General features: G+C 64.2%; 24 protein-coding genes and 1 pseudogene. 12 read left to right on the top strand and 13 right to left on the bottom strand.

Annotated features, from left to right (window positions below; translation table 11 throughout):
* Positions 1 to 75: 75 nt before the first annotated feature.
* Positions 76 to 1,899: a S10 family serine carboxypeptidase-like protein gene (locus C2L64_RS40145; RefSeq protein ID WP_039900101.1), complete on the top strand. Its 1,824-nt coding sequence runs from the start codon at positions 76 to 78 to the stop codon at positions 1,897 to 1,899.
* Between the two features lie 75 nt (positions 1,900 to 1,974).
* Positions 1,975 to 2,370, top strand: coding sequence for a hypothetical protein (locus C2L64_RS40140; protein WP_007579397.1), 396 nt, complete (start codon positions 1,975 to 1,977; stop codon positions 2,368 to 2,370).
* A gap of 70 nt (positions 2,371 to 2,440) precedes the next feature.
* Here the strand turns inward: C2L64_RS40140 and C2L64_RS40135 are convergent, their stop codons facing one another.
* Together C2L64_RS40135 and C2L64_RS40130 are read right to left on the bottom strand one after the other, a co-directional pair.
* Positions 2,441 to 3,376: a histone deacetylase family protein gene (locus C2L64_RS40135; RefSeq protein ID WP_007579398.1), complete on the bottom strand. Its 936-nt coding sequence runs from the start codon at positions 3,374 to 3,376 to the stop codon at positions 2,441 to 2,443.
* A gap of 167 nt (positions 3,377 to 3,543) precedes the next feature.
* Positions 3,544 to 4,641 (bottom strand): AraC family transcriptional regulator, encoded by a 1,098-nt coding sequence (locus C2L64_RS40130; protein WP_007579399.1) that lies wholly within the window; start codon positions 4,639 to 4,641, stop codon positions 3,544 to 3,546.
* A 293-nt stretch (positions 4,642 to 4,934) separates the two neighbouring features.
* Between C2L64_RS40130 and C2L64_RS40125 the strand changes: the two genes are divergently transcribed.
* Positions 4,935 to 6,593: an AMP-binding protein gene (locus tag C2L64_RS40125; protein WP_039900102.1), complete on the top strand. Its 1,659-nt coding sequence runs from the start codon at positions 4,935 to 4,937 to the stop codon at positions 6,591 to 6,593.
* 129 nt (positions 6,594 to 6,722) lie between these two features.
* Positions 6,723 to 8,510: a SulP family inorganic anion transporter gene (locus C2L64_RS40120; protein ID WP_007579401.1), complete on the top strand. Its 1,788-nt coding sequence runs from the start codon at positions 6,723 to 6,725 to the stop codon at positions 8,508 to 8,510.
* A 16-nt stretch (positions 8,511 to 8,526) separates the two neighbouring features.
* Here the strand turns inward: C2L64_RS40120 and C2L64_RS40115 are convergent, their stop codons facing one another.
* Positions 8,527 to 9,639, bottom strand: coding sequence for a PAS domain-containing sensor histidine kinase (locus tag C2L64_RS40115; protein ID WP_007579402.1), 1,113 nt, complete (start codon positions 9,637 to 9,639; stop codon positions 8,527 to 8,529).
* 224 nt (positions 9,640 to 9,863) lie between these two features.
* On the opposite strand from C2L64_RS40115, the gene C2L64_RS40110 reads away from it, so the two are divergent.
* The gene (locus C2L64_RS40110) at positions 9,864 to 10,181 is read left to right on the top strand and encodes a hypothetical protein (RefSeq protein WP_039900119.1); all 318 of its coding nucleotides are present in this window, start codon (positions 9,864 to 9,866) and stop codon (positions 10,179 to 10,181) included.
* A 26-nt stretch (positions 10,182 to 10,207) separates the two neighbouring features.
* On the opposite strand, the gene C2L64_RS40105 is transcribed toward C2L64_RS40110, so the two are convergent.
* From C2L64_RS40105 to C2L64_RS40070, 8 genes and pseudogenes are all read right to left on the bottom strand, one after another.
* A complete protein-coding gene (locus tag C2L64_RS40105; RefSeq protein WP_007579408.1) occupies positions 10,208 to 10,576 on the bottom strand; it encodes a DUF3564 domain-containing protein in 369 nt (122 codons plus the stop codon).
* A gap of 119 nt (positions 10,577 to 10,695) precedes the next feature.
* Positions 10,696 to 11,727: an Acg family FMN-binding oxidoreductase gene (locus tag C2L64_RS40100; RefSeq protein ID WP_007579410.1), complete on the bottom strand. Its 1,032-nt coding sequence runs from the start codon at positions 11,725 to 11,727 to the stop codon at positions 10,696 to 10,698.
* Between the two features lie 15 nt (positions 11,728 to 11,742).
* Positions 11,743 to 12,543 carry a fumarate/nitrate reduction transcriptional regulator Fnr gene (gene fnr, locus C2L64_RS40095; protein ID WP_007579412.1) on the bottom strand — a complete coding sequence of 267 codons (801 nt, stop codon included), beginning with the start codon at positions 12,541 to 12,543 and terminating at the stop codon, positions 11,743 to 11,745.
* Between the two features lie 17 nt (positions 12,544 to 12,560).
* Positions 12,561 to 12,965: a response regulator gene (locus C2L64_RS40090; protein WP_007579413.1), complete on the bottom strand. Its 405-nt coding sequence runs from the start codon at positions 12,963 to 12,965 to the stop codon at positions 12,561 to 12,563.
* Between the two features lie 123 nt (positions 12,966 to 13,088).
* Positions 13,089 to 13,736: a response regulator gene (locus C2L64_RS40085; protein ID WP_007579414.1), complete on the bottom strand. Its 648-nt coding sequence runs from the start codon at positions 13,734 to 13,736 to the stop codon at positions 13,089 to 13,091.
* Positions 13,733 to 14,947, bottom strand: a pseudogene (locus C2L64_RS40080) (PAS domain-containing sensor histidine kinase); the annotation flags it as partial. The pseudogene C2L64_RS40080 and the gene C2L64_RS40085, both read right to left, overlap by 4 nt.
* Positions 14,948 to 15,281: 334 nt before the next feature.
* Entirely contained in the window at positions 15,282 to 16,115 is an 834-nt protein-coding gene (locus tag C2L64_RS40075) for a universal stress protein (RefSeq protein WP_007579417.1), read from the bottom strand.
* 36 nt (positions 16,116 to 16,151) lie between these two features.
* Positions 16,152 to 16,991, bottom strand: a complete 840-nt coding sequence (locus C2L64_RS40070) for a universal stress protein (RefSeq protein ID WP_007579419.1) — start codon at positions 16,989 to 16,991, stop codon at positions 16,152 to 16,154.
* A 234-nt stretch (positions 16,992 to 17,225) separates the two neighbouring features.
* Here C2L64_RS40070 and C2L64_RS40065 point away from each other — a divergent pair, with 234 nt between their 5' ends.
* Complete coding sequence (locus C2L64_RS40065; protein ID WP_007579420.1) at positions 17,226 to 18,266, top strand: zinc-dependent alcohol dehydrogenase family protein; 1,041 nt, start codon at positions 17,226 to 17,228, stop codon at positions 18,264 to 18,266.
* Between the two features lie 69 nt (positions 18,267 to 18,335).
* Entirely contained in the window at positions 18,336 to 18,806 is a 471-nt protein-coding gene (locus tag C2L64_RS40060; protein WP_007579421.1) for a universal stress protein, read from the top strand.
* Positions 18,807 to 18,872: 66 nt separating this feature from the next.
* Here the strand turns inward: C2L64_RS40060 and C2L64_RS40055 are convergent, their stop codons facing one another.
* Positions 18,873 to 19,571 (bottom strand): SagB/ThcOx family dehydrogenase, encoded by a 699-nt coding sequence (locus tag C2L64_RS40055; protein ID WP_051058154.1) that lies wholly within the window; start codon positions 19,569 to 19,571, stop codon positions 18,873 to 18,875.
* Positions 19,572 to 19,725: 154 nt separating this feature from the next.
* Here C2L64_RS40055 and C2L64_RS40050 point away from each other — a divergent pair, with 154 nt between their 5' ends.
* Together C2L64_RS40050 and C2L64_RS40045 are read left to right on the top strand one after the other, a co-directional pair.
* Positions 19,726 to 20,421, top strand: coding sequence for a CBS domain-containing protein (locus C2L64_RS40050; RefSeq protein ID WP_007579423.1), 696 nt, complete (start codon positions 19,726 to 19,728; stop codon positions 20,419 to 20,421).
* 283 nt (positions 20,422 to 20,704) lie between these two features.
* Positions 20,705 to 21,451 carry a glucose 1-dehydrogenase gene (locus tag C2L64_RS40045; protein WP_007579425.1) on the top strand — a complete coding sequence of 249 codons (747 nt, stop codon included), beginning with the start codon at positions 20,705 to 20,707 and terminating at the stop codon, positions 21,449 to 21,451.
* 18 nt (positions 21,452 to 21,469) lie between these two features.
* Here C2L64_RS40045 and C2L64_RS40040 read toward each other — a convergent pair whose 3' ends face one another.
* Entirely contained in the window at positions 21,470 to 22,861 is a 1,392-nt protein-coding gene (locus tag C2L64_RS40040) for an aminotransferase-like domain-containing protein (protein ID WP_007579427.1), read from the bottom strand.
* Positions 22,862 to 23,254: 393 nt separating this feature from the next.
* Between C2L64_RS40040 and C2L64_RS40035 the strand changes: the two genes are divergently transcribed.
* The 3 genes from C2L64_RS40035 to C2L64_RS40025 are packed head-to-tail and all read left to right on the top strand — an operon-like array spanning position 23,255 to position 25,883.
* Positions 23,255 to 23,737 carry an MSMEG_0572/Sll0783 family nitrogen starvation response protein gene (locus tag C2L64_RS40035; RefSeq protein ID WP_007579428.1) on the top strand — a complete coding sequence of 161 codons (483 nt, stop codon included), beginning with the start codon at positions 23,255 to 23,257 and terminating at the stop codon, positions 23,735 to 23,737.
* 18 nt (positions 23,738 to 23,755) lie between these two features.
* On the top strand, positions 23,756 to 24,781 hold the full coding sequence (locus tag C2L64_RS40030) for a Nit6803 family nitrilase (protein WP_039900120.1): 1,026 nt from the start codon (positions 23,756 to 23,758) through the stop codon (positions 24,779 to 24,781).
* Positions 24,750 to 25,883 carry an MSMEG_0568 family radical SAM protein gene (locus tag C2L64_RS40025; RefSeq protein WP_007579431.1) on the top strand — a complete coding sequence of 378 codons (1,134 nt, stop codon included), beginning with the start codon at positions 24,750 to 24,752 and terminating at the stop codon, positions 25,881 to 25,883. Before C2L64_RS40030 ends, C2L64_RS40025 begins: the two co-directional genes overlap by 32 nt.
* Positions 25,884 to 25,885: the final 2 nt, after the last annotated feature.

Raw genomic sequence — 25,885 nt, 5'->3', positions numbered from 1 at the left:
CTGTCTGTTTCCTATGCGCCTCACCGGCGAAGGCGGCCTTTGTGTAGCGGTAACTTACCTATCACAGGGACAGAAATGAAACCAGACCGTAGCATTAGCGGCAGCCGCCCGCGTCTGGGGCGGCTAGCCGCTTCAGGCGCGATGATTCTCGGGTTGCTGGTTCTCGCGGGATGTGGAGGAGGCGACAGCAGTCCCGCTTCGTCGGCGACGAGCGCGTTGAGCCAGGCGGCCGCGAATCCGCAAGCGCTCGCGCAACAGCAGGCGCAGCCGCAAGCGGCCAACAAGCCGTACACCGATCCGATTCCCTATTCGCCGCACGCGAACGACGGCCTCGCCGCATCGCAGGTCGCGGAGAAAGCGGCCGTGATGCACTACCAGTGGAAGTCGGGCAAGACGACGGTCAACTACACGACGACGACAGGCCACCTGACAGCAGCCGATGCAAACGGCAATCCGGAAGCCACGATGTCGTACGTTGCCTATACGGCGCCGGGTACGAACGGCAAGCCGCGCCCTGTGACCTTCGTCTATAACGGCGGTCCGGGTTCGTCGTCGATCTGGCTGCGGCTCGGTTCGTTCGCGCCCACGCGTGTCGCGACGCCCGACCCGCTTCTCACCAACTGGCCGAACTACCCGCTCGTCGACAATGCGGAGAGCCTGATCGACACCACCGACATGGTGTTCATCGATCCGCCCGGCACGGGTCTATCGGAAGCGGTCCTGCCTTATACGAACAAGCAGTTCTGGGGCGTTGATTCTGACGTCAACATCATGCGCGATTTCATCATCCGCTATCTGGCGGCGAACAATCGCGGCGATTCGCCGATCTATCTCTACGGCGAATCGTACGGCACGCCGCGCACCGACATGCTTGCACTGGCGCTCGAAACGGCAGGCGTGCCGCTGACGGGTATCGTGCTGCAGTCTGCGATTCTCAACTACTTCGCCGACGCAATCGAGGCCGTGGCGATCTTTGGCACCAAGGAAGGACTGCAACTCGACACCGATACGCTCGCCGGTTACTACCCCGGCTATGCGGAGGTCGCGGCTTACTTCCATCAGGTGTCGCCGCCGCTGCTCGACCAAGGGCTGTTTGCGCTGCAATCGGAAATCTTCGCGACGGGCCAGTACAACCATTTCAGGCAGTACGCGGAGACATGGGTGCTGAGCCAGTTCGGACTTCCCGGTTACTTCGACCCGCCCGTGTATCCGGCGACGCGCACGCTGCAATCATGGGAGTGGCCGTCGAGCCTCACGCTGCATGCGCTGCAGGCTTACTTCGATCCCAACTCGTTTAACCTGGCGCTGGTTCCTGGCTCCACGATCGGCCGCTACGATGGGCGGGTGTCGCTGCCCAATTCGGACCCGCGCCTGCAGACGGATGGCGACCCGTCGGACATCCTGATCTCGCAGCCGTTCACGACGGCGCTCGCGACGCAAATGCCGGACTATCTCGGCTACACGGCGCCGAACGCGACGTATATGCCGCTGAACGACGAGATCATCGAGGTATGGGACTTCTCGCACGACGGCCAGGCGCTGCCCGACACGCTGCCTGATCTGCTCGGCGCGATCACGCTCAATCCGAAGCTCAAGGTGCTCGCCGAGAACGGCTTTCACGATCTCGCCACGCCGTTCTTCAAGACGGAAAAGGACCTGGCGCGTCTGCAAACGGTGCGCGGCCTGAATCCGGATCTGCAGGTCAACTTCTTCCAGGGCGGGCATATGATTTATCTGGACGACGTGGCGCGTCCGAAGATGAAGAGCGATCTGGTGGACTACTACAGCGGCCAGCCGATTCCGCTCGCGCTGTCGCTGTGGACGTTGCCGGCGCCGTGGCGCGACGAAAGCCCGGCGGGGACGCCGACCTCCACCGCACAGGCTGCGGCGACGCAGTAGGGTCAATGGAACAGGTCCCCGTCCGGCACTGTTCCGTGCGGGGACTCCCACCTCATTTATTCAGGGCGAGTGATCATGTCTTCAATCGATAGGTTGTCGCGCATTCTTCCCATCATCGTTGTTCTCGGCGCCGCGATGGGCAGCGCGCAGGCAGCGACGCAGGCCGTTGCGCCTGTTACGTTGCCAAAGGGCGGCCATGGCGTCGACGGGCCGTTCTTCCCGACCAACCGCGTAGCCGCTGTTACGCCCTCCACAGGGACGCAATTGCAACAGCAGGCGCAGCAGCGCATCGACGCGCGCATGGGCGCGAATTCGGTGCTGGGCAATGGTGCTTCGATCACGAAAGCGCAGGCGCAGAGCAGCGGTCTTGGTTTTATCGCAAAGCACTTCGATCAGATCGACACCGCGCATTCGGGGCGGGTGTCGTTGAATGACGTCAAGCAGTATTTGCAGCAGCAACAGGGGCAATAAAAAAAGCCCGCGCATCGGCTGATGTCGATGCGCGGGCTGTCCTTGCGCATTCCAGGCGCAGCGTCGCGGCTCAAGTCCCCATCAACGCGCGCACATGCGCGCGCGTGCCGCCCGACAGCCCCTCCATGCTGTATCCGCCTTCGAGTATCGACACCACGCGCCCCTCGCAGGTCTCGTCGGCGATGCGTACCAGTTCGCGCGTGATCCAGTGGAAGTCGTCATCGTCGAGACGCAACGCGGCGAGCGGATCGAGCCGATGCGCGTCGAAGCCCGCTGAAATAATGATCAGTTCAGGACGAAACTCGCGCACGGCGGGCAGCATATCGGCCTCGATGCGCGAACGGAACAGATCCGAATCGCAACCCGGCGGCAGCGGCACGTTGAGGATGTTGTGGCTCACGCCTGTTTCGGCCGACTTGCCCGTGCCGGGATAGAGCGGCGATTGATGACTCGATGCATAGAAGAGTTCCGGCCGGTCATAAAACGCGGCCTGCGTGCCGTTGCCGTGATGGACGTCGAAATCGACGACGGCCACGCGCTCCAGTTTGTGCACGTCGTAGGCATACGCAGCCGCGATGGCCGCCTGATTGAAGATGCAAAAGCCCATTGCCTTGCCGGGCTCCGCATGGTGCCCGCATGGACGCGTCGCGCAGAACACGTTGCGCGCGTCCTTGTTGAGCACGGCATCGACCCCCGCGCACGCCGCGCCGACGCAGCGCATGACGGCTTCCCACGAACCCGGCGACATGACGGTATCGCCGCCGTCGAGCGGCATATAGCCGTGCTTGGGCGCGATGTCCGCCACTTCGTCGATGAAGTCCTGGCTGTGAATGAACTGCACCTGTTCGAGCGTGCCCATCGGCGCGTCGCGCCATTCGAGCGCGGCGAACTCGGGCGAGCGCAGCGTTTGCAACACGGTCTTCAGCCGTTCCGGCGATTCGGGATGATGCGGGCCGGGCTGATGATTCAGACAGGCGGCGTGCGTGTAGACGAGGGTGGGCGGCATCGGGTGCTGATGCCCGGAAGGCCGGGCATCGTCTCCTTGGTGTGGATGTTTTCGAATGAGGAGAAGGCGCTGTGTAGCGCTAGCGGCTCCGGAGTATTCGTCAAGTGTAAGGTCGCGGCTTTCGCGTCGAACAATAAAACAAACTTTGGCAGGCCATAGACGTTCGTTTATGGAAGCGCCGCGCCGCGATCGCGCCGGACGTCGTTCGGCGTCTTGCCCGTCCAGCGCTTGAACGCGTGGCGAAAGCTCACGGCGTCGCTGAAACCCAGCGTCACGGCGATGTCTTCGATGCTGAGCGTGGTCGTGCTCAGATAGTCGACGGCGAGTGCCTTGCGCACGCCCGTCAATAGCTCGCTATACGACGCGCCTTCCGCTTCGAGCTTGCGGCGAAGCGTGCGCGACGTCATGCACAGACTCTCCGCGATCTGTTCGATGTCCGGGAATTTGCCGGGCGTGCGCGTGAGTTCCTGATAGACGCGCCGTGTGACGCCTGCCTGCCAGCGGAATTGCTCCACCAGCCGCGCGCATTGCGTCGAGACTTGCGCAGCCGTGATCGGATTGGCGAGTTGCGGCGCGCGTGATAGCCACGCGGCGGGGTAACTCAACAGGTTCTGCGGCTGGTCGAAGGCGAGCGGGCATTCCAGCACGTCCGAGAGCATCGCCGCATGCGGCGGTTGCGCCTGCGTGAACAGCGCGCGCGCCGGCACACACCATGCGCCCATCACGTCCTTGATGACCGTCACGTGCACAGCAAACTGCAGGTCGATCAGGAAGCGATACAGTGGCTCGCCGATGTCGGGCATACGTACTTCGTCGCGATTCGGGAAGACCCACGATGCCGCGTCGTCGTGCTCGAACCAGCGGATGTCGAGCATGCCGTTGGCGAGCTGATGGTATTTGACTGCGGTATCGAAGGTCTGTGCGAGCGCTTCCGAGCACAGCAACGCATAGCCGTACATGCCATAGCTCGATGCATGCAAACGGCAGCCGACACGCACGCCGAGATCAGGTCGCTCGCACAGACGAACAGCATTGCCGGCGGCCGTCAGAAATTGCAACGACGAAGTCAGCGTGAAAGGGTTGGCGACAGCCCCGGCGTCGAGTTCCGTGCCTGCCAGCACGGCATTCGCGTCGATGCCGGCTTCCGAGGTCACGTCGAGCAGCGCGACGAGCTTGGACGGCGCAAAGCGCTTTTCACGCCATCCGATGACGGATGGCGCGTGCTGATGGGTTGCCGCCGCATGCGCGGGCGCGCGTTGCTGCATACGTGAGTGAGTCCTGTGTCCGAAAAGATACCGGTGACGTGCCCGGAATTCTGCGCCCGAACGCATCGGCTCGCCATAGGGTTCACCCTTATTCATCCTGCTGATGCCACGCGCAAACACGCATGAATGGCGGATAGCGTCTCTGCTGGGGGCGAAGCAGCTTGTCCGTTGCGATCACCATTTAGGCCTCGCCGATCATTTGCATCCGGCCGTCCGCGCGCGATAGTTCAACCTGCATAAAAGATCGATCAGGAGACAGCGTGGACGAAAGCCACATCAGCACCCGCCATTGCATGAAACCGTCCGTGGAAAGCCACGCCAGCAAACGACACTGGATCGCATCGTACGGCTCGATCCCTGCGGAGATCGATGCCGACCGCTATCCGTCCATCAACGCAATGCTGGAAGGCGCAATGCGTCAGTTCGCGGCCAGGCCCGCGTTTCGCGCGTTCGGGCACACGCTGACTTATGCGGACGTCGACCGCTTGTCGTCGGCATTCGCCGCGTACTTGCAGAAGGTGGCGGGCGTCGGCAAGGGCGACCGCGTGGCCGTGATGCTGCCGAACCTGCTGGCGTTTCCCATCGCGTTCATCGCCATCGCGCGGATCGGCGCGGTGCAGGTCAACGTCAATCCGCTCTACACGGCGCGCGAACTGGAGCATCAACTCAACGACGCGGGTGTCGAAACGATCGTCGTGTTCGATGGATCGACGCGCACACTGGCCGAAGTCGTCAGCCGCACGAAGATCAGGACGGTGGTCACGGCAGGTGCCGGCGACGGCAGCGGCGCCACGCTTCCCGGTCCCCCCCCCGACCCGACGCTGCGTTCCGCGATCACGCTGCCGCAAGCGCTCGCCCAAGGCGAGCAGATTGCCGCCGATCCCGTCGATGTCAACGGCAGCGATCTGCTCTTTCTGCAATACACGGGCGGCACGACGGGGCTATCGAAGGGCGCCGCGCTGTCGCATCGCAATCTGGTTGCGAACATCGAGCAGTTCAAAGCATTCATGCCCGATTCGCTGCGCCCTGGCGTTGAGGTCGTCGTCACGGCGATTCCGCTTTATCACATCTTCGCGCTGACCGTGAACTTCCTCACGTACTTCTCCGTCGGCGCGGAGAACTGGCTCGTGGCGAACCCGCGCGAAGTCGAGCCGTTCATCGACGTGCTGAAGGCCGCCCGTCCGACCATCTTCGTCGGCGTCAACACGCTGTATGCGGGGCTGGCGGCGCATCCGCGTCTCGCGGAAGTGGACTGGTCGCGGCTCAGGCTGTCCGCGGGCGGCGGGGCGGCCGTGATCGATATCGTGTCCGAGCGCTGGAAGTCCGTGACGGGCAGCTTCATCCGCGAGGGCTATGGGCTGTCGGAGACGTCGCCTGTGGTGTCGTTCAATCCCCCGTTCATCGACGGCTTCACGGGCAACACGGGCCTGCCCGTGCCTTCCACCGACGTCAAGCTGCTCGACGACGACAACCGCGAAGCGGGCATCGGCGAGGCGGGCGAGATCTGCGTCAAGGGCCCGCAAGTGATGCGCGGCTACTGGCAGCAGCCCGAGGCCAACGCGCGCGCTTTCACCGCGGATGGCTACTTCCGTACCGGCGACGTCGGCGTATTCGACGACAAGGGCTTTCTGAAGATCGTCGATCGCAAGAAGGACATGGTGATCGTCTCCGGCTTCAACGTTTACCCGAACGAAGTGGAAGCGGTAGCCACAGCATTTCCCGGCGTCGCCGAATGCGCGTGTATCGGCGTGCCCGATGAAAAGACGGGCGAGGCAGTCAAGCTGTTCGTCGTCACCGCGCCGGGCGCCGACGTGACCCAGCAGGCGCTGATCGCGCATTGCCGCGCGAGCATGGCGGCGTACAAGGTGCCCAAGGCCATTCACTTCGTCGATGCATTGCCGAAGTCGACGGTCGGCAAGATACTTCGTCGCGAGTTGCGCCGCGTCGAATGACGCGCGGATTGCACCGACCCCATCTGCGGGCATAAGCTGGTTCATGTGACATGCGGTAGCCGCAGGGCGACAGGCGCCTCGCGGCCGCATATTCAACGTGAAGCGCTTCTTTACTCGAGAGGGCGGGCGATGAGCCGAGCGACCAGCGGTCCCGAGCATGCCGACTCCCGCCGCCCTCATCCGTTGCTGCGCCGCGTGCCGGGCATCGCGACGCTGCGCACGTATCGGCGCACGTGGCTCTCGCACGATCTGATCGCGGGCATCGTGCTCACCACGGTGCTCGTGCCCGCCGGGCTCGGCTACGCGGAAGCAGCGCGCTTGCCGGCCATCACGGGGCTATACGCGACGATCGCGGCGATCGTCGCGTATGCGGCGTTCGGCCCGAGCCGCGTTCTCGTGCTCGGACCCGACTCGGCGCTGGCGGCGCTGATCGCTTCGATCGTGCTGCCGATGGCAGGAGCGCGCCCGGAGCAGGTGCTCGCGCTGGCGGGCATGCTGGCGATCCTGTCGGGCGTGTTCTGCATCGCGGTCGGCGTGTGCCGTCTCGGCTTTCTCACCGACCTGCTGTCGAAGCCGATCCGCCAGGGCTATCTGAACGGCGTCGCGCTGACGGTCATCATCAGCCAGGCGCCGAAGCTGCTCGGCTTCGACGTCAAGGGCAGCAACCTGTTGCAGGAAGCGGCCGGTCTGGTGCGCGGCGTAGTGGACGGCAAGCTGAACGAGGTGACGTGCGTGATCGGCGCCGCGTGCCTGCTGGTGATTCTCGCGTGCAAGCGCTGGATGCCCGTGGTGCCGGGGATACTCGTCGCCGTCGTCGGCGCGACGCTTGCCGTCGCGTTGCTCGACCTGGACGCGCGAGCGGGCGTGGCCGTGGTCGGCGACGTGCCGCAGGGTTTGCCCGTGCCGTCGTTCCCCTCCGTTTCATTCGATCAGATCGTGGCGCTGGTGCCCGGCGCGATCGCCATCGGGCTGATTTCGCTCGCGGATATCAGCGTGCTGTCACGCGTGTTTGCGGAACGCAGCGGCGAACGCGTCGACCGCGATCAGGAACTGGTCGCGCTCGGCGCGGCCAACATCGCCGCGGGACTGTTCCAGGGCTTCCCCGTGACGAGCAGTGCGTCGCGCACGCCCGTCGCCGAATCGGCGGGCGCGAAAACGCAGCTTACGGGGATCGTCGCCGCGCTGTGCGTAGCCGCCTTGCTGATCTTCGCGCCGACGCTGCTGCGCTCGCTGCCGGTCGCCGCGCTCGGCGCCGTGGTCGTCGCGGCGGGCCTGGGGCTGTTCGAAGTGAGGGACGTGGTCCGCACGTTGCGCCTGCGTCGCAGCGAGTTCACGCAATCGATGGCGTGCTTTGCTTGCGTCGCTTTGATCGGTCCGATCCAGGGCATCTTCATTGCCGTGGGACTGGCGCTGATGGCCTTCGTCTGGCGCGCGTGGCGGCCTTACGATGCCGTGCTCGGCCGCGTCGATGGACGCAAGGGCTACCACGATATTTCGCGGCATCCCGCAGCGCGGACCATTCCGGGGCTGGTGCTGTACCGCTGGGATGCGCCGCTCTTCTTCGCGAATGCCGAGATCTTTCGCGACCATGTGCAACGCGCGATCGAAACGGCGGCCACGCCCGCCAACTGGGTCGTCGTCGCAGCCGAGCCGATCACGGATGTCGATGTCACAGCCAGCGAAATTCTGCGCGAGTTTCATGCGAGTCTGCGCGAGCGGCGTATCGAACTGTGTTTTGCCGAGATGAAGGGGCCGGTGAAGGACATGCTGCGGCGCTACGGCCTGTTCGACACAATGGGCGAGCAGCATTTCTTCCCGACGACGGGTGTGGCCGTGGATGCGTATCTGGAGCAGCACGATGTCGAATGGCGCGACTGGGAAGACGACGCCGACGCGCAGCAAAAAGGCAAGCCGTGACGGGCGAAAGCAGCGCTTACTGCACGGCTGCAACAGGCACGCGAATCGAAATGTGAAAACCCGTGCCCGGCGAACTGGCGAATGACACCGTGCCCTGTAGCTGCCTGACGCGCTCGCGAATGCCAAGCAGCCCGAACGATGTGCTGACAGGCGGCAGAGTGAGCGTCGCGCCCACGCCGTTGTCCTCGATGTCGAGCGAGACGCGATCGCCGACGCACGCCAGCTCGATGCGCACGCGGCTCGCGTTCGCGTGACGCGCGACGTTGGTCAGCGCTTCCTGCACGATGCGAAACAGGTTGGTCGACGCGAACTCATTGAACTGCGCGTTGAACTGCGGCTCATCGGCTTCGATGTGAACCGTCGCGGCGACACCGTAGCGCTTGGTGAAGTCTTCGGCGAGCCATTCGAGCGCGGCGGTGAGGCCCAGATCGTCGAGCAGCGGCGGGCGAAGATCGGAGGCGATCCGGCGCAGCGACATCGCCATCGCGTCGATCTCCTTTTGCACCGCCCGCGTTTGCGGCACGAGTGGCGCGGTCTCGGCCTTCGCGGCAAGCGTCGCTTCCATCAGCGCGACACTCATTTTCAGCGCGGTCAATTGCTGTCCGAGATCGTCGTGCAGTTCGCGCGCGATGCGCTTTTGCTCGTTCTCGCGTGTGATCTGCACCTGCGCCGATACCTCGCTCGCCCGTTCGAGTTCCGCAAGGCGCATGCGGTCGGTCATGTCGCGCGTGACCTTGGCGAAGCCGAGCAGCGTGCCGCTGGCGTCGCGCACCGCGGAAATGGTGACGTTGGCCCAGAACCGCGAGCCGTCGCGCCGCACGCGCCAGCCTTCGTCCTCGACGCGCCCTTCGGCGGCGGCGATTGCCAGTTCGCGTGCCGGCTTGCCGGCGGCGATGTCCTCGTCCGTATAGAACGCCGAAAAATGACGGCCGATAATCTCGTCGTGTGAATAGCCTTTGATGCGCTGTGCGCCCGGATTCCAGCTGGAGACATTGCCGGCCGGATCGAGCATGAAGATCGCGTAGTCCTGAACCGCTTCGATCAACAGGAAATAACGGTCCTCGAGCGGCACATCCGATGCGGACGCCGCTTTCTCGCTGCGGGACGGCTCGTTGCCCGACGCGGTCATCGTGATTCCCGGCGTTTGTGAAAGGACGGTTGAGTTATATCAGTTCACGAACGGTTGTACCAGTTTGCCGGGCGATCGTGCATCGGGCGTGTCTGGCGGCCGAAGCTCTGCCGCGTTGATATGGGTCAATCGCGTCGGCGCGCGCGGCCGGTACGCTGAGGGCACGGATCTGCGCAAGACTTGCTCTACGCATCCAATGAAGCGGGCATCAATGGGAGGCGATGGTGGGCATCGGCATGCAGATTGTCTATCTGGGCTGCAGCGCGACGGCTGCGCTCGAAGCGGAGGCGGCGATGCAACTGATGCGCCTGCAACCGTTCGGCGCGTCGCTGTCAGACTGCCATCTGGCCATCGAAGCGCTGCGGCTGCGTTCGGGCAAGCCGCTCTACGATGTGCGCCTCGACCTCGTCACCGCGACGCACGAACTGAAGCCGATTGGCCGCCATGCGGCCGAGAGCGCGGAAGAGGCCGTGCGCCGCGCGTTCGACGCCGCGGAGCGCACGTTGCGGACAGAGGCCTCTGCGTCCGCGCCACGCCGTTGAGCGCGCGCTGTTAGCGCGTCGCGCTTTCAGACTTCGTCGGCGAAAACGCCGTGCTCCGGCTCCGCATCGGTCCCGTCGATCCACTGCACATGCCATTGCCCGGCAATAGGCGCGCGACCTGCATCGCGATACCAGAGCGCCTGCCCGGATTCGCCTTCGAACGGCCCATCCAGCGTGAGCAGATCGAGGCCCGACAACTCGCAGCAGACGCGATCGCCCGCCGCGTCCAGAATGCGCGTGGCATTGTTCGAAAGCGCCAGCGTTCCCCATTCTGGCAGATCGATCACGGCGTGTCCTTCGCGCGACCATTTGCGGGCGTCGCGGTCGAGCCAGAGAATGGCATAGACGGACGGCTCGATGCACTCGAACGTATCGAGGTGAAGGGTGATTCTCATCGACGGCTCCTTTTTCGGGGTGGCGCACGCATTCAATCTACCGCGTGTGCGTCGCTGGAAATTGAGGCACATCAATGGCCGCCGACATGCACATGCGGCAAAGTGCTGCTGCCCTGAAGTCAGGAGACGACGTCGGCGAGAGGGCGTCGCGGCGAGTGTGCAGCCTGCGGGCTGCGTCCGACGCGCAGCAGCAGTTGCGGCGTCGCGTCGAGGTGCAGCAGGCCGCTAATCTGCACGCGCAGCGTGGTCACCTCGATCGGCTGGTTGAGGTAGGACGCCGTCAATCCTTCGGAGACGGCGACCAGCAGCATGCGTTCGAGCGCCTGGCCGGCGGCGACCCACGCCTCGCGGTCGTTGCGCGAGGTTGCTATGCCGACGATCAGCGGCGAACCGTCGACCAGATGCCGGTGCGTGGCCGGCGTCCCCGCGCCTGCGTCGAACACGCGGACCACGGCGGAGACGAGCGGCACCGCGAAATCGAGCAGCCCGCTCACGGCAGTTCCGTACGCCGGCATGCCGTCGTCGCGGCGGCGCGGATGGGTCCAGACGGCAAGCTCGCGCCGAAAGCGCGGGTCGGCGAACTGGGTATGGTCGGCTTCGGCGACGAGGTACGCGATCGTCTGGCGATCGGCGCGCTCATGCAGGCAGCCCGCCAGCGCGCCTTCCGCGTCGCAGGCGTCGATCAGCTTCTGTTGGACGTCGGCGGGAACGGGGTCGTCGGCAAAGGGCGTCCGCGTCGTGACGCGCCGTGTGATCGCATCGAAGAGCGACGCCACAGCGGCGTCGCCCTGACCGTGACGCGACACCTGCACCAGCGCGATGACGTCAGGGTCCGCGTCCGAAGGAAACAGCGTGATCGCGTAGGCGAACCCGAAATGGCTCAGCGCCACGCGCAGATTGAAGAGCGCGGCGCCGCAACTGATGATCAGCCCGCGATCGAACGGATCGACGACGGGCAGCGCCCGCAGCCTGTCCACGCACACCTGCACGGTGCTGCCGTCGATCATGAAGTGCCACGGCTGCGTGTTGTGATTGGACGGCGCGAGCACCGCGTATTGCAGTGCAAAGCGCAGTTGCGCGTCGAGCGGCGCAGCAGGATCGAACTGGGTTTCGTCGATTTCCCATGCCGAACGCGGATTGGCTTGAATCATCTGGGTGTCCTCGCGCTAGACCCGCGCGAGTCCCTCGTGATCGATGATGCGGATCGTCTTGCCGTTCGCATCCACGAGCCGCTCGCGCTGGAACTTCGAGAACATGCGGCTCACGGTTTCGAGTTTCATCCCGAGATAGCAGCCGATTTCCTCACGCGTCATGCGCAGATGAAACTCCGCGCCGGAAAAGCCGCGCGCCTTGAAGCGCCGCGACAGGTTCAGCAGGAAGGTCGCCACGCGCTGCTCGGCTGTCATCGTGCCGAGCAGCATCATCTGGCTGGACTCGCGGACGATCTCGCTGCTCATCATCTGATAGATGTGATGCTGCATCGGCTTCAGCTCGCGGCACATCGCTTCGAGTTGCGCAAACGGAATGATGCAGACGACGCTGTCTTCGAGCGCGACGGCATCGCAGTTGTGCTGACTTGCGCCGACGCCGTCGAGCCCCAGCGCCTCGCCGGCAATCTGGAAGCCCGTTACATGCTCGCGGCCGTCGCGATGCATTACGACCGTCTTGAACGATCCCGCGCGTACCGCGTAAATGCTCTGAAACGCGTCGCCCGCGCGATAGAGCGTGTCGCCACGCTTGACGGAACGCGTCGAGCAGATGATGGCGTCGAGTCTTGCCAGTTCGTCGGCGCTCAGTTCGGCGGGCATGCAGAGCGCGCGCATCGCGCACGCGGAGCAGCGGGGCGCGCGACGCGTCGGCGGCTCGGCCCGCGAGACGGGATGAATCGGCACGACTTGCGCCGCGCGGATTGTAGGACGGTCGCTGCTGAGGGCGGTTGCAGTTGCGGTGACAGTTGCGGCAAGCATGGTCGGCTCCAGTTCGCTTACGGGGACGCGCGTTGCGTCCGGGCAATGCCTGCGATGGTTCGGCAGGCCGCATCGAATTCAGACGTCTTGTCGAAGAAGAAATCGGCGCCCGCCGCGTTGCATGCGTCGCGGAAAGCGCGCGCGATGTGGTTCGTCAGCACGATCTTGACGATGGCCGGGTGCAGCCGGGACAGCGTCTCGATGAGTGCGAGGCTGTTGCCGTCGGCAAGGCGCAGGTCGAGCACGACGATATTCGCGTCGCAGGCACGGATGCCTTCCAGCGCGGAGTCCCCGTCTTCAGCCTCGCCGGCGATTTCCACGCCCGCAATGGCGCCCAGCAGACACGCAAGACGGCGCCTCACTTCGACGGCAGCGTCGACGAGATAGACCTTCGCGGCGAGGGCTGGCAAGGCGGTATCCATGTCCAACAGTATCGACGGCCCTATCTCAAAAATGTATAGGACACGATGGAACCGACCCTAGGAGTTTAGGTAGGCGTTATAGGAATATTCCTACTGACAGCGGCGGAGTCTTAAGAATCGCGACTAGATGTCGGCCCCGTCGTCGATCAGCTTGTGGCGGATCGCATAGCGCACCAGCCCGTTTTCATTGGGCATCTGCATTTTTTCGAGGATGCGGGTCTTGTGCGTGCTGATGGTTTTGACGCTCACGCACAGTTCGTGCGCGATTTCGGTGATGCTCTGACCGGAGACGATGCGCCGGAACACGTCGTACTCGCGGTCGGACAGCCGGTGATGCGGCAGCGCTTCGACGGGTTCGTTCAGATGCTGCGCGAAGCGCTCGGCCATCGCGAGACTCACATAGACGCCGCCCGACGCCACTTTCGTCACGGCGCCGACCAGCTCGGCGCTGGCGCTTTCCTTCGTCATGTAGCCGGATGCGCCGGCCTTGAAGGCGCGCACCGCGTATTGCTGCTCCGCGTGCATGGTCAGCACGAGGATGCGCAGCGCGGGTTTTTCATCCTTGATCTGCTTGATCAGATCGACGCCGTTACGGCCGGGCATCGACAGGTCGAGCACCAGCACGTGGGCTTCCGTGGCGCGGATCAGCGCGATGGTCGTGCCGCTGTCCCATGCCTCGCCCGCCACCTCGAAGCCGCTCGCGGATTGCAGAATATGGCGCAACCCGTCGCGCACGAGTGTGTGGTCGTCGGCCAGCAATACCTTGATCATGGATGCGTATGTTCCTGTTGCACGGTTTGCAAGGGAAAGGTCACCGTCAACGCAAAGCCCTGGTTCCTCGTCGTGTCGATCCGAACCGAGCCGCCCAGCGTATGGGCCCGCTCGCGCACGCCGATCAGGCCAAACGGCCTGTCCAGGTCCGCTTGCTCCCCCGTGCCGATGCTCGCGTCAGGTTCGGCGCCACGGCCATTATCCGCGATGCGCAGCACATAGTGTTGACTGCTCGCGTGCAGCGACAGATCGACGGCGCTCGCATCGGCGTGACGCGCGACATTGGTCAGCGCTTCCTGGACGATGCGGAACAGGGCAGTCGCCGCGTCTTTCGTGAAGACCGCGTCGCCCGCCTCGATGCTGCGTTCGACCGCGATGCCATAGCGGCTGGTGAAGTCGTTCGCGAGCCATTCGATAGCGGGCGCGAGGCCGAGATCGTCGAGCATCACGGGCCGCAAGTCGGCGGCGATGCGGCGCAATGAAGCCACCGTCGCGTCGATCGTACGAGCCATGCCGTGCAGACGCGCAATGGCGTCGATCTGCTCGCGTGTGCCCGAACGCGAAGTCAGCTCGGTTTCGAGCACCGAAAGCTCCATTTTCAGCGCGGTGAGCTGCTGGCCCAGATCGTCGTGCAACTCGCGGGCGATGCGTGTCTTTTCCTCTTCGCGCACGCTCTGCAGATTGGCCGACAGCCGCCGCAGCTCTTCGCGCGACTGCTTCAGCGCGTTTTCCGACTTCACGCGTTCGGTGACATCGCGCAACATCACCGTGTACAGCTTGCCGCTGTCTTCGCGTATCTGCGAAATCGATGCCTCCAGCGGAAATTCTTCGCCGTCCGCGCGCAAGCCGAACAGAACCGGCTGCCGTCCCATCATTCGCTCGGAGATGCCTGTCGCGTCGAATTGCGCGACGTGCTGCGCGTGGCTGTCGCGAAACCGCTGCGGGATGAAGCGCGATAGCGGCGTGCCGAGCGCCTGCGCTGCGGGTACGCCGAAGATGCGTTCCGCGGTCGGATTGAAGATCACGATGTTCTGCGCTTCGTCGATCGTGATGATCGCTTCCATCGACGAGCGGATGATGCCCATCATGCGCGATTCGTCGCGGCTCGCGTTGCGTGTGGAAAGCGCCTGCGTGCGCGCGGCGGCGATCACGCTGACCACGGCCGCAGCAATGGACAACGCGCACAGCGCCGCGATTAGCGCGAGCGTTGCCGTGCCGTTCGACGCGACGACGGCAAGCACGACGACTGCGGCCAGGCCGCAGACGAGCGCGGCAAGTTGCGCCTGGGCAACGCGTCGATGCGCGAGAGACTTGCTGGTGATGTCGAGGTCGACTTTCATCCGTGCCTGCCTCGCGATAAAAGCGGACGGCGCGCGACGCTTCGCGACGAATGCCGGCGTCATGCGAAGCCCGCTTGCGTGGCGCTGACATTGTGCGCCGTTTGGGCGTGTTTGCATCCGTTCGCGCGCGGCGTGCTCAGCCTGCGTGCTGCCGTGCTTGTCCGCCGCATGGCGTCCCGCCCGCGACGCCATCTTCATGCGCTCGTCAATGCGACATCAGCACGGGCACCGCCATCGATTCCAGCATCGTCCGCGTGACGCCGCCGAATACGCGTTCGCGCGCGCGTGCGTGTCCATACACGCCCATCACCAGCAGGTCCGCGTGCAAATCGGATGCGCGGTTGAGCAGCGTCGCGCCCGTGCCGACGCCGATATGATGCGGCGTCGTCGAAAACGACGCTTGCACGCCATGTGCGTCGAGCCACGCGGCGACGTCGATGCCTTCGGGCGCGTCCCCGTCATGCTGCGCGCGATGCCGCACGATCTCGACACCGACATGGCGCGCGCGTTGCAGCAAGGGCATCGCGTCGGCGGCGGCGCGCGCTGCTTCGCGGCTGCCGTCCCACGCGACCAGCACGTTTTCGCCGAGCGTCCGCACGTCGCCCGCATACGGAACGACGAGCGCGGGGCGGCCCGCTCCCAGCACCAGATCCCCGACGAAGTGCGGCGCGACGAACGAAGCGGGATCGTTCGGGTCTTGCTGGCCGAGCACCAGCAGATCCGCGTGCCGCGCATGCAGCATCGCGACGTCGAGCGCGGGTCCGGGCGGCGCGCGCCATTCGGCGCTGCGGCCGGCGCGTTCGGCGGCGGCGAGAAAGGCGTTCTGCGCTTTCTCGCGGCGCTCGTCTGCGTGCGCTTCGAGCTGCCCGAACGACAGCGTCTTGTCCTGCCGGAAGATGGGCCTGAAGAGGTCCTGGCAGACCACATACAGGCCGATCAGATGCGCATCCCAGCGCTGCGCGAGTTCGAGCGACAGCGCGATGCGCGTGTCGCTGCGGCGGCTATCGTCGATATGGACGAGCAAGGTCTTGTAGCTCATGTCAGTTCCTTTTTCGGTTCTGCTTCAGCAATAAGCTCAATGCGACAGCAGCACGGGCACGGTCATCGACTGGAGCACGGTGCGCGTCGCGCCGCCCAGCACCAGCTCGTGCAACCGGGAATGCGCGTAGGCGCCCATCACGATCAGGTCGCAGCCCGATTCCGCCGCCTGCGACAGCAGCACGTCGCCGATCGGCGTGTCGCCGCTGGCGGACACTTCCCGCACGTTCACGTTGACGCCGTGACGCGCGATGGTCAGTGCGATGTCGGTGCCCGGAATGCGCCACAACGGCGGCTCGTCGCGTGTCGCGTTGACGGTGAGCAGCGTGACGTCAGCGGCGTGCGGCAGGAACGGCATCGCGTCGTGAATCGCGCGCGTGGCTTCACGGCTGCCGTCCCACGCGACCAGCACGCGCTGGCCGAGCGTCGCGCGGGCGCCCGTCGACGGCACCAGCAGCACCGGGCGGCCCGCCGACATCAGCAGATGCTCGACAAACTGATCGGCGATGAACGATTCGGGGTCTTGCGGATCGGTCTGTCCGGCGATCACGAGATCGGCGAGACGCGCGTAGGGCGGCACGACGTCGTTCGCATAGCCCGTTGCCGCGATCCAGCGTCCGTCCACTTTCGCGCGCGCGGCCTCCGCATGGAACAGACGGTCGAGCGCGGCACACCGTTCGTGACGTTGACGCTCATGCTCCGCGTAGTAGAAAGCCGTGCCCCCCATCACGAATAGCGCGTGCGGATCGGGCAGGTAAGTCGTGAAGAGGCCCGTCAGCCTCGCATGAAACTGATGGGCGACACGTAGCGCGAGTTCGAGGCGCGGATGCGCGTGAACGCCCGTGTCGAGTTGCACGAGGATGCTCTTGTAACTCATCGCCGTTACTCCAGAACAGAGAGACGTGGGGCGGGCGTCAGCCCGCGATGCAAACGAGTCTACGGGGCGCATCGCCATTGCGATTGATGCAGATCAAGCGGTGTCGCATCGCGGATCGGGCAGCTGTTTGCGGGGCGATTGATGGGCGTATTGATCGACGTCAAGCGCGACGGCGCGCATGCGTCTAGATTGGTCTGTGTGAATTGCTTCATTCCTTCAATGGAGGACTCTGTCATGAAAGCACTCGTTTATCACGGTCCCAATGAGAAATCGCTCGACGAACGCCCGATGCCCGAACTCGCGGCGCCAACGGATGCCATCGTCAGGATGACGCGCACGACCATCTGCGGCACCGACCTGCACATCCTCAAGGGCGACGTGCCGACCTGCGAGCCGGGCCGCATCCTCGGCCACGAAGGCGTGGGCATTGTGCATAGCGTGGGCAGCGCGGTGAGCGGCCTCGCGGTCGGCGATCACGTGCTGGTGTCGTGCATTTCGTCGTGCGGGCGGTGCGACTATTGCCGGCGCGGCATGTACTCGCATTGCACGACGGGCGGCTGGATTCTCGGCCATCGCATCGACGGCACGCAGGCCGAATATGTGCGAATTCCGCATGCGGAGACCAGTCTTTATCGCATTCCCGCCGGCCTCGACGAAGAGGCGCTGGTGATGCTCTCCGATATCCTGCCGACCGGCTTCGAATGCGGCGTGCTCAACGGCAAGGTCCAGCCGGGCAGCACGGTGGCCATCGTCGGCGCGGGGCCGATCGGGCTCGCGTCGCTGTTGACCGCGCAGTTCTACTCGCCCGCCCAGATCATCATGATCGACCCGGACGCGAACCGGCTCGAAGTGGCGCAACGTTTCGGCGCGACGGCCTGCATCGACAACAGCCACGCGGATGCCGTCGCGCAGGTCATGGCGCTGACGGAGTCGACGGGCGTGGATTGCGCGATCGAAGCCGTCGGCGTGCCCGCGACCTTCGAACTCTGCGAAGCGCTGATCGCGCCCGGCGGCACGATTGCGAACGTCGGCGTGCATGGCGTGAAGTGCGATCTGCATCTGGAAAAGCTGTGGGATCGCAACATTTCGATCACGACGCGTCTGGTCGACACCGTCAGCACGCCGATGCTGATGAAAACCGTGCGCTCGGGCCGCCTCGATCCGAAGCAGCTGATCACGCACCGGTTCGTGCTCGATGACATGCTCGCCGCGTACGAGACGTTCTCACATGCGGGGAGCACGCATGCGCTCAAGGTGCTGATCGAAGTATCTTGACGCGTGCGCGCCTTTTATTAACAAGCGGCCTCGCGTTCCAGCCTTTCGAGCATTCCAAGGAGAGTCAACATGTACAAGAAGATCCTCGTCGCAGTGGACGGCAGCCACACATCGAAGCTGGCCGTGCAGGAGGCCGTGAAGATGGCGTCGCTCACGAGCGGGACGGTGCACGCCGTCTACGTCGTCGATAAATCGCCCATCTTCAACTACGCCGGTTACTTCGACCCAACCGTTCTGACGGACGCATTGCGCAGCGACGGGCGCAACGCGCTGGAAAACGTCGAGGCCACGTGCAGGCAGTCGGGCGTCGCGTGCGCGAACGAGCTGGTGGAGACTGAGCCGCTCAACGACGATATCGCGCAGACGCTGCAACGTTGCGCGGAGCGCCTGGGCGCGGAACTCGTGGTGCTCGGCACGCACGGGCGCCGCGGCATGAAACGGATCGTGCTGGGCAGCGTCGCGGAACACTTCGTGCGGATTGCGACGTGTCCCGTGCTGCTGGTGCGCGGCAGCGACGAGAAAGACGAAGCCGGGCAGTAGAGCCTACCGCGATAGATGAATGAAGAATGCGCCGTTCGCGTCAGCGCGAGCGGCGCGCTTGCATGATCAGAAAAAGGTCGTCGCGAAGTCCTCATCGGACGGGCGACCTTCGTGCCCCGCCGCGAAATGCCCGATCGTCTGCGCGAGCAACGCGACCGATCCGACGGGCAGCTTCAGGCTGGCGGCAAGCGCCGTGCGGTTCATCCAGCCGCGCGCGGCAGCCGCGAGCCCCGTCGACGCGCAGAACAGATACACGTTCTGCAGGATCGCGCCCGCGCTCGCCGACGCAAAGGCTTCGCGCTGTGCATGCGGAACGTCCTGCATGCGTGTCAGGTCGGCGACATACACTAGATTGACGGGCGCGTGGCCGAGAAACTCCTGATAGCCCGTCATCGCGCGCAGGTCGGCGGCGGCGACGAGGGTAAGCGCATGCGCGACAGGGTCGTAGCGATACGCGCCGCTTGCGAGCAGCACGTAAATGTCGATCTCGTAGCCGCCCAACGCCGACGGCGCGGTGCGACCGTTACCGCGGGCGCGGTTGATGCCGTCGGCGGCCCACAGCAGATCGCCGAGCGTGCCGTGATCGAGTGGCGTGTCGGCGAACTCGCGCGACGTTTGCCGTGCGGCGAGTGCGTCGAGCAACGGCATACCGCCTGTGCGTTGCGGGGGCGCGAAGCCGATATACGGGGCAGGTGTGCCTTCCACGGGCCGCGGCGCGGGCGTGTTGAGCAGTGCGGAACCGATGCGGAAGAGAGGTTTGGTCATGGCGTGCCGTCCGCGCATGGAAGGCGACTTCCGCATGCGGACCTCCGAAAGAACGTGAATCCATCGTCCCACGCTTCGGATCGCGCCGGTTGATGCAGGTCAAGCGCTTCCGCTTCGAGAGGCACAAAATGGTCAGTGTGCCAAGGAGAAAACCATGTTAGCTATTGATGTCATGACACCGTCCGTCATCTGCGCGAAACCGGAAATGACGGTGCAGGAAGCCGCGAAATGTCTGGTCGAAAACAGGATCAGCGGCATGCCTGTCGTCGACGCAAACGGCGTGCTGGCGGGAATCCTGAGTGAAGGCGACCTGCTTCACAGGGTCGAGACGGGAACGGAGAAACGGCGTTCGCGCTGGCTCGAACTCTTTTCTTCGACGCGTGATCTGGCCAGCACCTTTGTGAAGGAGCACGGGCGCATGGTCGCCGACGTAATGACCACGACGGTGGTCACCGTCGACGAGACAACGCCTGTCGCCGACATTGCTGAACTGATGGAGACGCGCCGTATCAAACGCGTGCCGGTGATGCGTGACGGCGCGCTGGTCGGCATCATTACGCGCGGCAACCTGATTCGCGCGCTGGCGAGTACGGCAGCGCCGTCGCAGGCGCAGGACACGCCGTCCGCGGACGACCGCGAAATCGCCGATGCCATCGTCGCTGCGTTGAGCGACAAACGCTGGGCCTTGTCGAAGGGAAACGTGATCGTCAAGGATGGTGTCGCGCATCTGTGGGGCGTGATCGAATCCGAAGCAGAGGAACGCGCGCTATGCATCGCCGCGCTCGAAGTGAAGGGCGTGAAGGAAGCGCGCGCGCATCTGAGCTATCCGACCATCATGCCTTTGATGTGACGATTGCATGACATTGCAATCCGCCGCGATTCGCGCGGCGAAAGGTCCGTAAGCGTTTCGGGCCCTTCGTCGCGCGTTTTCCGTTTCAAGGGCTAGAATTCACAGCGAGCGGCTCTCAGTATCCAATCCGTTTTCGATTGTTCGCCAGATCCCTCAAGTCAATTCGCCTTGAGCCGCTTTATCGCGGCGAATCATCTGTCTACATTCTCTCCATCGCAGGCCGGCTGGTTCGACAAGCCGCCGGTCCCGTCAAACGGTATCGAATCGATTGAGGAAACAGATCATGAGCAAGCTTGCAGGTAAGGTCGCTGTCGTCACAGGCGCGTCGAAAGGAATCGGCGCGGCCATCGCCAAGGCGCTTGCAGCGGAAGGCGCATCTGTGGTCGTCAACTACTCCAGCAGCAAAGCTGCAGCTGATGCAGTCGTCGCCGACATCAACGCAGCGAGCGGCAAGGCGATCGCAGTCGGCGGCGACGTGTCGAAGGCAGCGGACGCGCAAGGCATCATCAACGCCGCTGTCGAAACCTACGGCCGTCTCGACATCCTCGTGAACAATTCAGGTGTCTATGAGTTTGCACCTATTGAAGAGTTCACCGAAGACCAGTTCCACAAGCAGTTCAATATCAACGTGCTCGGCCTGCTGCTGACCACGCAGGCGGCCGTCAAGCATCTGGGCGAAGGCGCGAGCATCATCAACATCAGCTCGGTCGTGACGAGCCTCACGCCGCCGACCAGCGCGGTCTACAGCGGTACGAAAGGCGCCGTCGATGCGATCACGGGCGTGCTGGCGCGCGAACTGGGTCCGAAGAAGATTCGCGTCAATGCGATCAATCCTGGCTTCGTCATCACGGAAGGCACGCACGAAGCAGGGATTGCCGGCTCCGACTTCGAAACGAATGCAGTAAGCCAGACGCCGCTTGGCCGTGCCGGTCAGCCGCGCGATATCGCAGCGGTTGCCGTGTTCCTCGCATCCGACGATTCCGGCTGGTTGACGGGCGAACACGTCGTCACAAGCGGCGGATTGCGCTGATTCACCTTCAACACGCGATCACATCATCGGCATATGCAGATGATGTGGATCGCTCAAGGTTTCCGCGACGCGCTGCAACGCGTCGCGGCAATCGTTTCTGTCCTGCGGACCGCCCAGGCAAACGCGGATCGTATTGGGCGGGTTCCCATCGGTCGAAAACGCCGCGCCCGCTACCGCTCCCACGCCCTGATTGCGCAATTGCAGCGCAAGCTCGGGCGCGCTCCAGTCGCACTGCGGCGGAATCGGCAACCACAAATGAAAGCCATCGGATTGCGCTTCGTAATGCCAGTCGGCGAGTTCCTGTGACGCAATCGCCTGGCGCGCGTTCGCTTCCTTGCGGATAGCGTCGAGCATCTCGTGCGCGGTGCCGTCGTTGACCCATTGCGTCGCCAGTAGCACCGTGAACGGACTTGGCATCACGGTCGTCGCGCGCAACGCGCCCGCGACGCGCTGCGTCTGCCTTGCTGTCGGCGCGCGCAAATAAGCGACGCGCAGCCCCGCGCCGAACGTCTTCGAAAAACCCGTCACATACCAGGTCAGTTCCGGCGCGAGCGAGGCTAGCGCAACGGGCTTGTTCGCCGGCAGCCAGCCATACGCATCGTCTTCGATGATGGGGACGCTGTAGCGCAACGCGACATCGGCGAGCGCTTCGCGCCGCTGTGCCGAAAGCGTCAGCGTGCTCGGGTTCTGCAAGGTCGGGTTGCAGTAGAACGCGCCGGGCTTTTCGGTCTTGCACAGCGCTTCGAATGCGTGCGGCAACGGTCCTTCTTCATCGCGCGGCAGCGGCTGCAAGCGCACGCCGAGCTGCGACGCGATTGCCTTGATGCCGGGATACGCGAGCGTGTCGAGACAAATGGTTTCGCCCGGTCTCGCGAGTTGCGACACGAGCGCGACGAGTGCGCTGTGAATGCCGGGGCACACCAGCACGGTATCGTCTTCGCAGTCGGGCAAGCGGTCCTTCAGCCACGCGCGTCCTGCTGCGCGGTCATCGGGCGTGCCGCCGAAATCCTGATAGCGCAGCAGCCGGTAAGGATCGGCTTGCGCAAGCAGATGCGCCGACGATTCTCTCAAACGTGTCGCTAACTCGGGCGGCTCCGGCGGCATGTTCATCGACATCTCGACGCTGCTGCCGCCCGCGAGCGGCAAGGTCTGCGTGCGTCCGCGCACGAACGTGCCGCTGCCCGCGCGCGCATCGAGCAAGCCGCGTTTGCGCGCCTCCGCATAAGCGCGCGCGACGGTGGTGTAGTTCAACTGCAATGCACCCGCCAGATCGCGCAAGCCGGGCAGCCGGTCGCGCGGACGCAGACGTCCGCTCGCGAGATCTTCCTCGATCAGATCCGGTATCACGAGATACGCCGGTTTGCGGCTTTCAGTCAGCCGCTTGAGCCAGTGATGCGCGAGACTGTCCATGCTGTTATTCCCGATGCGGACTTAAAAGCGTCATTCAAGGTAACACGCGAATTCCGCGAAAAATAAATCGGTTTCCATTCAATTCGAAACTTGATCGCATTGATTGGATGAATGCACGCTTGCGGTGTATCGCGCACCATCCGCACGCAAAAGGCGCTGCGTCGGTGTGCGAAACCGGTGCGCGCGCATCGGCCGCCGAGACCCGAAAACCCCCATCAGACAAGGCTCGCAAAGAAATTTTCGGGTCGCTCGAACAATTGCGATTTGATTGATTGGAAGTTGATTGCATGAACCGGGCCGGAAATTGGCATATCCGTTGCGTTAAGTGATTCGCCAATCGGGACATTTCCCGTTGAGCAATCCGATCAATTACGCGACTTATTGGAGAGCGATATGCCTGCCGTCAACAAACCGCTGCATCAGAAAGGCGATTACCTGGTCGACTACGAAGAAAAGGTATTTCCCGACGTCAAGGCCGAACCCGGCGAGAAAGCACTCGTCACCTTTCATACGGTCGCATTCGAAGGCTCGATCGGCTTCGTCAACCTGTTGCAGGCCACGCGCCTGCAACGCAAGGGCTTCGATACGTCGGTGCTGCTGTACGGCCCCGGCGTCACGCTCGGCCTGCAACGCGGCTTTCCGACGCTTGGCGACGAAGCCTTTCCCGGCCATCTGAACTTCAACAAGCAGCTCGTCAAGTTCATGGAAGAGGGCGGCAAGGTCTACGCATGCCGCTTCGCATTGCAGGCGCTCTACGGTCATGGCGAAGCGTCGCTGATCGAAGGCATCCGGCCGGTCAATCCGCTCGACGTGCTCGACCTGCAGCTTCTCCATCGCAAGGAGAACGCGCTGATCATCCATACGTGGACTGTCTGAGCTCGCCGGGTGCCGATCATGTCCGAGCAGCGAATCATCCGTGCAGCGGCGGTGCAGATTGCGCCGGATTTCGAGCGTCCCGGCGGCACGCTCGACAGGGTATGCGCCGCAATCGACGAAGCCGCATCAAAGGGCGTGCAACTGATCGTCTTTCCCGAGACGTTCGTGCCGTACTACCCGTACTTTTCGTTCGTGCGTCCGCCTGTCGCGTCGGGCGCCGAGCATATGCGGCTCTACGAGCAGGCCGTCGTCGTGCCGGGCCCTGTCACGCAGGCCGTGAGCGAGCGCGCGCACCGTCATTCGATGGTGGTCGTGCTCGGCGTGAACGAGCGCGATCACGGCAGCCTGTACAACACGCAACTCGTGTTCGACGTCGACGGACGTCTGGTGCTCAAGCGCCGCAAGATCACGCCGACGTTTCATGAACGGATGATCTGGGGCCAAGGCGATGCGGCGGGGCTCAAGGTCGCGCATACGGGCATTGCGCGAGTCGGCGCGCTCGCGTGCTGGGAGCATTACAACCCGCTCGCGCGCTATGCGCTGATGACGCAGCACGAAGAGATTCATTGCAGCCAGTTTCCGGGCTCGCTGGTCGGGCCGATTTTCGCGGAGCAGATCGAGGTCACGATCCGTCATCACGCGCTCGAATCGGGCTGCTTCGTCGTCAATTCGACGGGCTGGCTCAGCGAAGCGCAGATCGAATCCGTGACGACGGATTCGAAACTGCAAAAGGCGCTGCGCGGTGGCTGCATGACGGCGATCGTGTCGCCCGAAGGCCAGCATCTCGCCGAGCCGCTGCGCGAAGGCGAAGGCATGGTCATCGCGGATCTCGACATGTCGCTGATTACGAAGCGCAAACGGATGATGGACTCGGTCGGCCATTACGCGCGGCCCGAGTTGCTGAGTCTTGCCATCAACGATCGTCCGGCGCTGCCCGTTGCGCCGATGTCGATATCGTTCGAACGCGCGGGTGCGGACGCCGCGCCCGACGAAACCACGAGTGGAGGTCAGGATGAATGCCAGCGTGAACCTGTCGCCGGTTGAGCCGCGCACGCAGCGCCAGTTGATGGAACTGCGCACGGAACTGCAGTCGGCGGGGCTGCGCCTCGTCGATCCGAACGCGGGCGCCGCGAGCCGGCGCGGCGGCGCGGGTCCGTCGGACCACAAGGCCGTGACCGTCGATGGCGTGACGATCATGGTGCCCGTGCATACCAGCTCCGCGTGGCATTCGCCGTTCGTCGCGGGCGCGCCGGATGAAGCGGGCGCGAGCGCGCTGATGCGCGGCACGATTCCCATTGCCAGTATCAGCTTTCCGAAAGCGCCGCGCTTCACGCAACTGCAAACGCTCGACGGCGTGCCGTACTCGCATATCGCGACGTTGCACGGCACCGACGTGCTCGCGACGACGGTGCTGCAAACCTGCATCCGCTACGAGAGCCGCAAGAAGACCTGCAAGTTCTGCGCGATCGGCCAGTCGCTCGCGGCGGGCCGCACGATTGCGCGCAAGACGCCGGAACAGCTTGCGGAAGTGGCGCGCGCCGCCGTGCTGCTCGATGGCGTGAAGCACATGGTGCTGACCACGGGCACGCCACCGACGACGGATCGCGGCGCGCAGATCCTGTGCGAAAGCGCGTTTGCGATCAAGGCGGCCGTCGATCTCCCCATTCAGGCGCAGTGCGAGCCACCTGATAACGATGCGTGGTTCGAACGCATGAAGGCGAGCGGCATCGACACGCTCGGCATGCATCTCGAAGTGGTGACGCCGGAAGTGCGTGCGCGCGTGATGCCGGGTAAGGCGAGCGTGCCCATCTCGCGCTATATGGAAGCGTTCAGGGCGGCCGTCGCGGTGTTCGGTAAGGGGCAGGTCAGCACGTACATCCTCGCGGGCCTCGGCGATACGGCGGACGCCATTCTGTCGATCTCGCGCGAACTGATCGAGATCGGCGTATATCCGTTCGTCGTGCCCTTCGTGCCGATCAGCGGCACGCCGCTCGAAGACCATCCCGCGCCTTCGCCCGAGTTCATGAAGTCGATTCTGGCGCCGCTCGGCGCGATGCTGCGCGACGCGCAGATGCGTTCCGCCGATATCAAGGCGGGCTGCGGTAAATGCGGCGCGTGCTCGTCGCTCGCATCGTACGAGGACTGATC

The organism is Paraburkholderia hospita (genome assembly GCF_002902965.1).
In the GTDB taxonomy this organism is placed as follows: domain Bacteria; phylum Pseudomonadota; class Gammaproteobacteria; order Burkholderiales; family Burkholderiaceae; genus Paraburkholderia; species Paraburkholderia hospita.
Note: the sequence above shows the minus strand (reverse complement) of the source record. Positions and strands in the feature narration are given on the sequence as shown.

Coding starts and splice junctions, on each gene's coding strand:
- fnr (WP_007579412.1), bottom strand. CDS start 12,543: ATGCTTGCCGCAACTGTCACCGCAACTGCAACCGCCCTCAGCAGCGAC.
- C2L64_RS40040 (WP_007579427.1), bottom strand. CDS start 22,861: ATGGACAGTCTCGCGCATCACTGGCTCAAGCGGCTGACTGAAAGCCGC.
- C2L64_RS40090 (WP_007579413.1), bottom strand. CDS start 12,965: ATGGATACCGCCTTGCCAGCCCTCGCCGCGAAGGTCTATCTCGTCGAC.
- C2L64_RS40035 (WP_007579428.1), top strand. CDS start 23,255: ATGCCTGCCGTCAACAAACCGCTGCATCAGAAAGGCGATTACCTGGTC.
- C2L64_RS40065 (WP_007579420.1), top strand. CDS start 17,226: ATGAAAGCACTCGTTTATCACGGTCCCAATGAGAAATCGCTCGACGAA.
- C2L64_RS40105 (WP_007579408.1), bottom strand. CDS start 10,576: ATGAGAATCACCCTTCACCTCGATACGTTCGAGTGCATCGAGCCGTCC.
- C2L64_RS40085 (WP_007579414.1), bottom strand. CDS start 13,736: ATGATCAAGGTATTGCTGGCCGACGACCACACACTCGTGCGCGACGGG.
- C2L64_RS40100 (WP_007579410.1), bottom strand. CDS start 11,727: ATGATTCAAGCCAATCCGCGTTCGGCATGGGAAATCGACGAAACCCAG.
- C2L64_RS40045 (WP_007579425.1), top strand. CDS start 20,705: ATGAGCAAGCTTGCAGGTAAGGTCGCTGTCGTCACAGGCGCGTCGAAA.
- C2L64_RS40030 (WP_039900120.1), top strand. CDS start 23,756: ATGTCCGAGCAGCGAATCATCCGTGCAGCGGCGGTGCAGATTGCGCCG.
- C2L64_RS40050 (WP_007579423.1), top strand. CDS start 19,726: ATGTTAGCTATTGATGTCATGACACCGTCCGTCATCTGCGCGAAACCG.
- C2L64_RS40145 (WP_039900101.1), top strand. CDS start 76: ATGAAACCAGACCGTAGCATTAGCGGCAGCCGCCCGCGTCTGGGGCGG.
- C2L64_RS40025 (WP_007579431.1), top strand. CDS start 24,750: ATGAATGCCAGCGTGAACCTGTCGCCGGTTGAGCCGCGCACGCAGCGC.
- C2L64_RS40055 (WP_051058154.1), bottom strand. CDS start 19,571: ATGACCAAACCTCTCTTCCGCATCGGTTCCGCACTGCTCAACACGCCC.
- C2L64_RS40070 (WP_007579419.1), bottom strand. CDS start 16,991: ATGAGTTACAAGAGCATCCTCGTGCAACTCGACACGGGCGTTCACGCG.
- C2L64_RS40075 (WP_007579417.1), bottom strand. CDS start 16,115: ATGAGCTACAAGACCTTGCTCGTCCATATCGACGATAGCCGCCGCAGC.
- C2L64_RS40135 (WP_007579398.1), bottom strand. CDS start 3,376: ATGCCGCCCACCCTCGTCTACACGCACGCCGCCTGTCTGAATCATCAG.
- C2L64_RS40130 (WP_007579399.1), bottom strand. CDS start 4,641: ATGCAGCAACGCGCGCCCGCGCATGCGGCGGCAACCCATCAGCACGCG.
- C2L64_RS40060 (WP_007579421.1), top strand. CDS start 18,336: ATGTACAAGAAGATCCTCGTCGCAGTGGACGGCAGCCACACATCGAAG.
- C2L64_RS40125 (WP_039900102.1), top strand. CDS start 4,935: ATGAAACCGTCCGTGGAAAGCCACGCCAGCAAACGACACTGGATCGCA.
- C2L64_RS40140 (WP_007579397.1), top strand. CDS start 1,975: ATGTCTTCAATCGATAGGTTGTCGCGCATTCTTCCCATCATCGTTGTT.
- C2L64_RS40115 (WP_007579402.1), bottom strand. CDS start 9,639: ATGACCGCGTCGGGCAACGAGCCGTCCCGCAGCGAGAAAGCGGCGTCC.
- C2L64_RS40120 (WP_007579401.1), top strand. CDS start 6,723: ATGAGCCGAGCGACCAGCGGTCCCGAGCATGCCGACTCCCGCCGCCCT.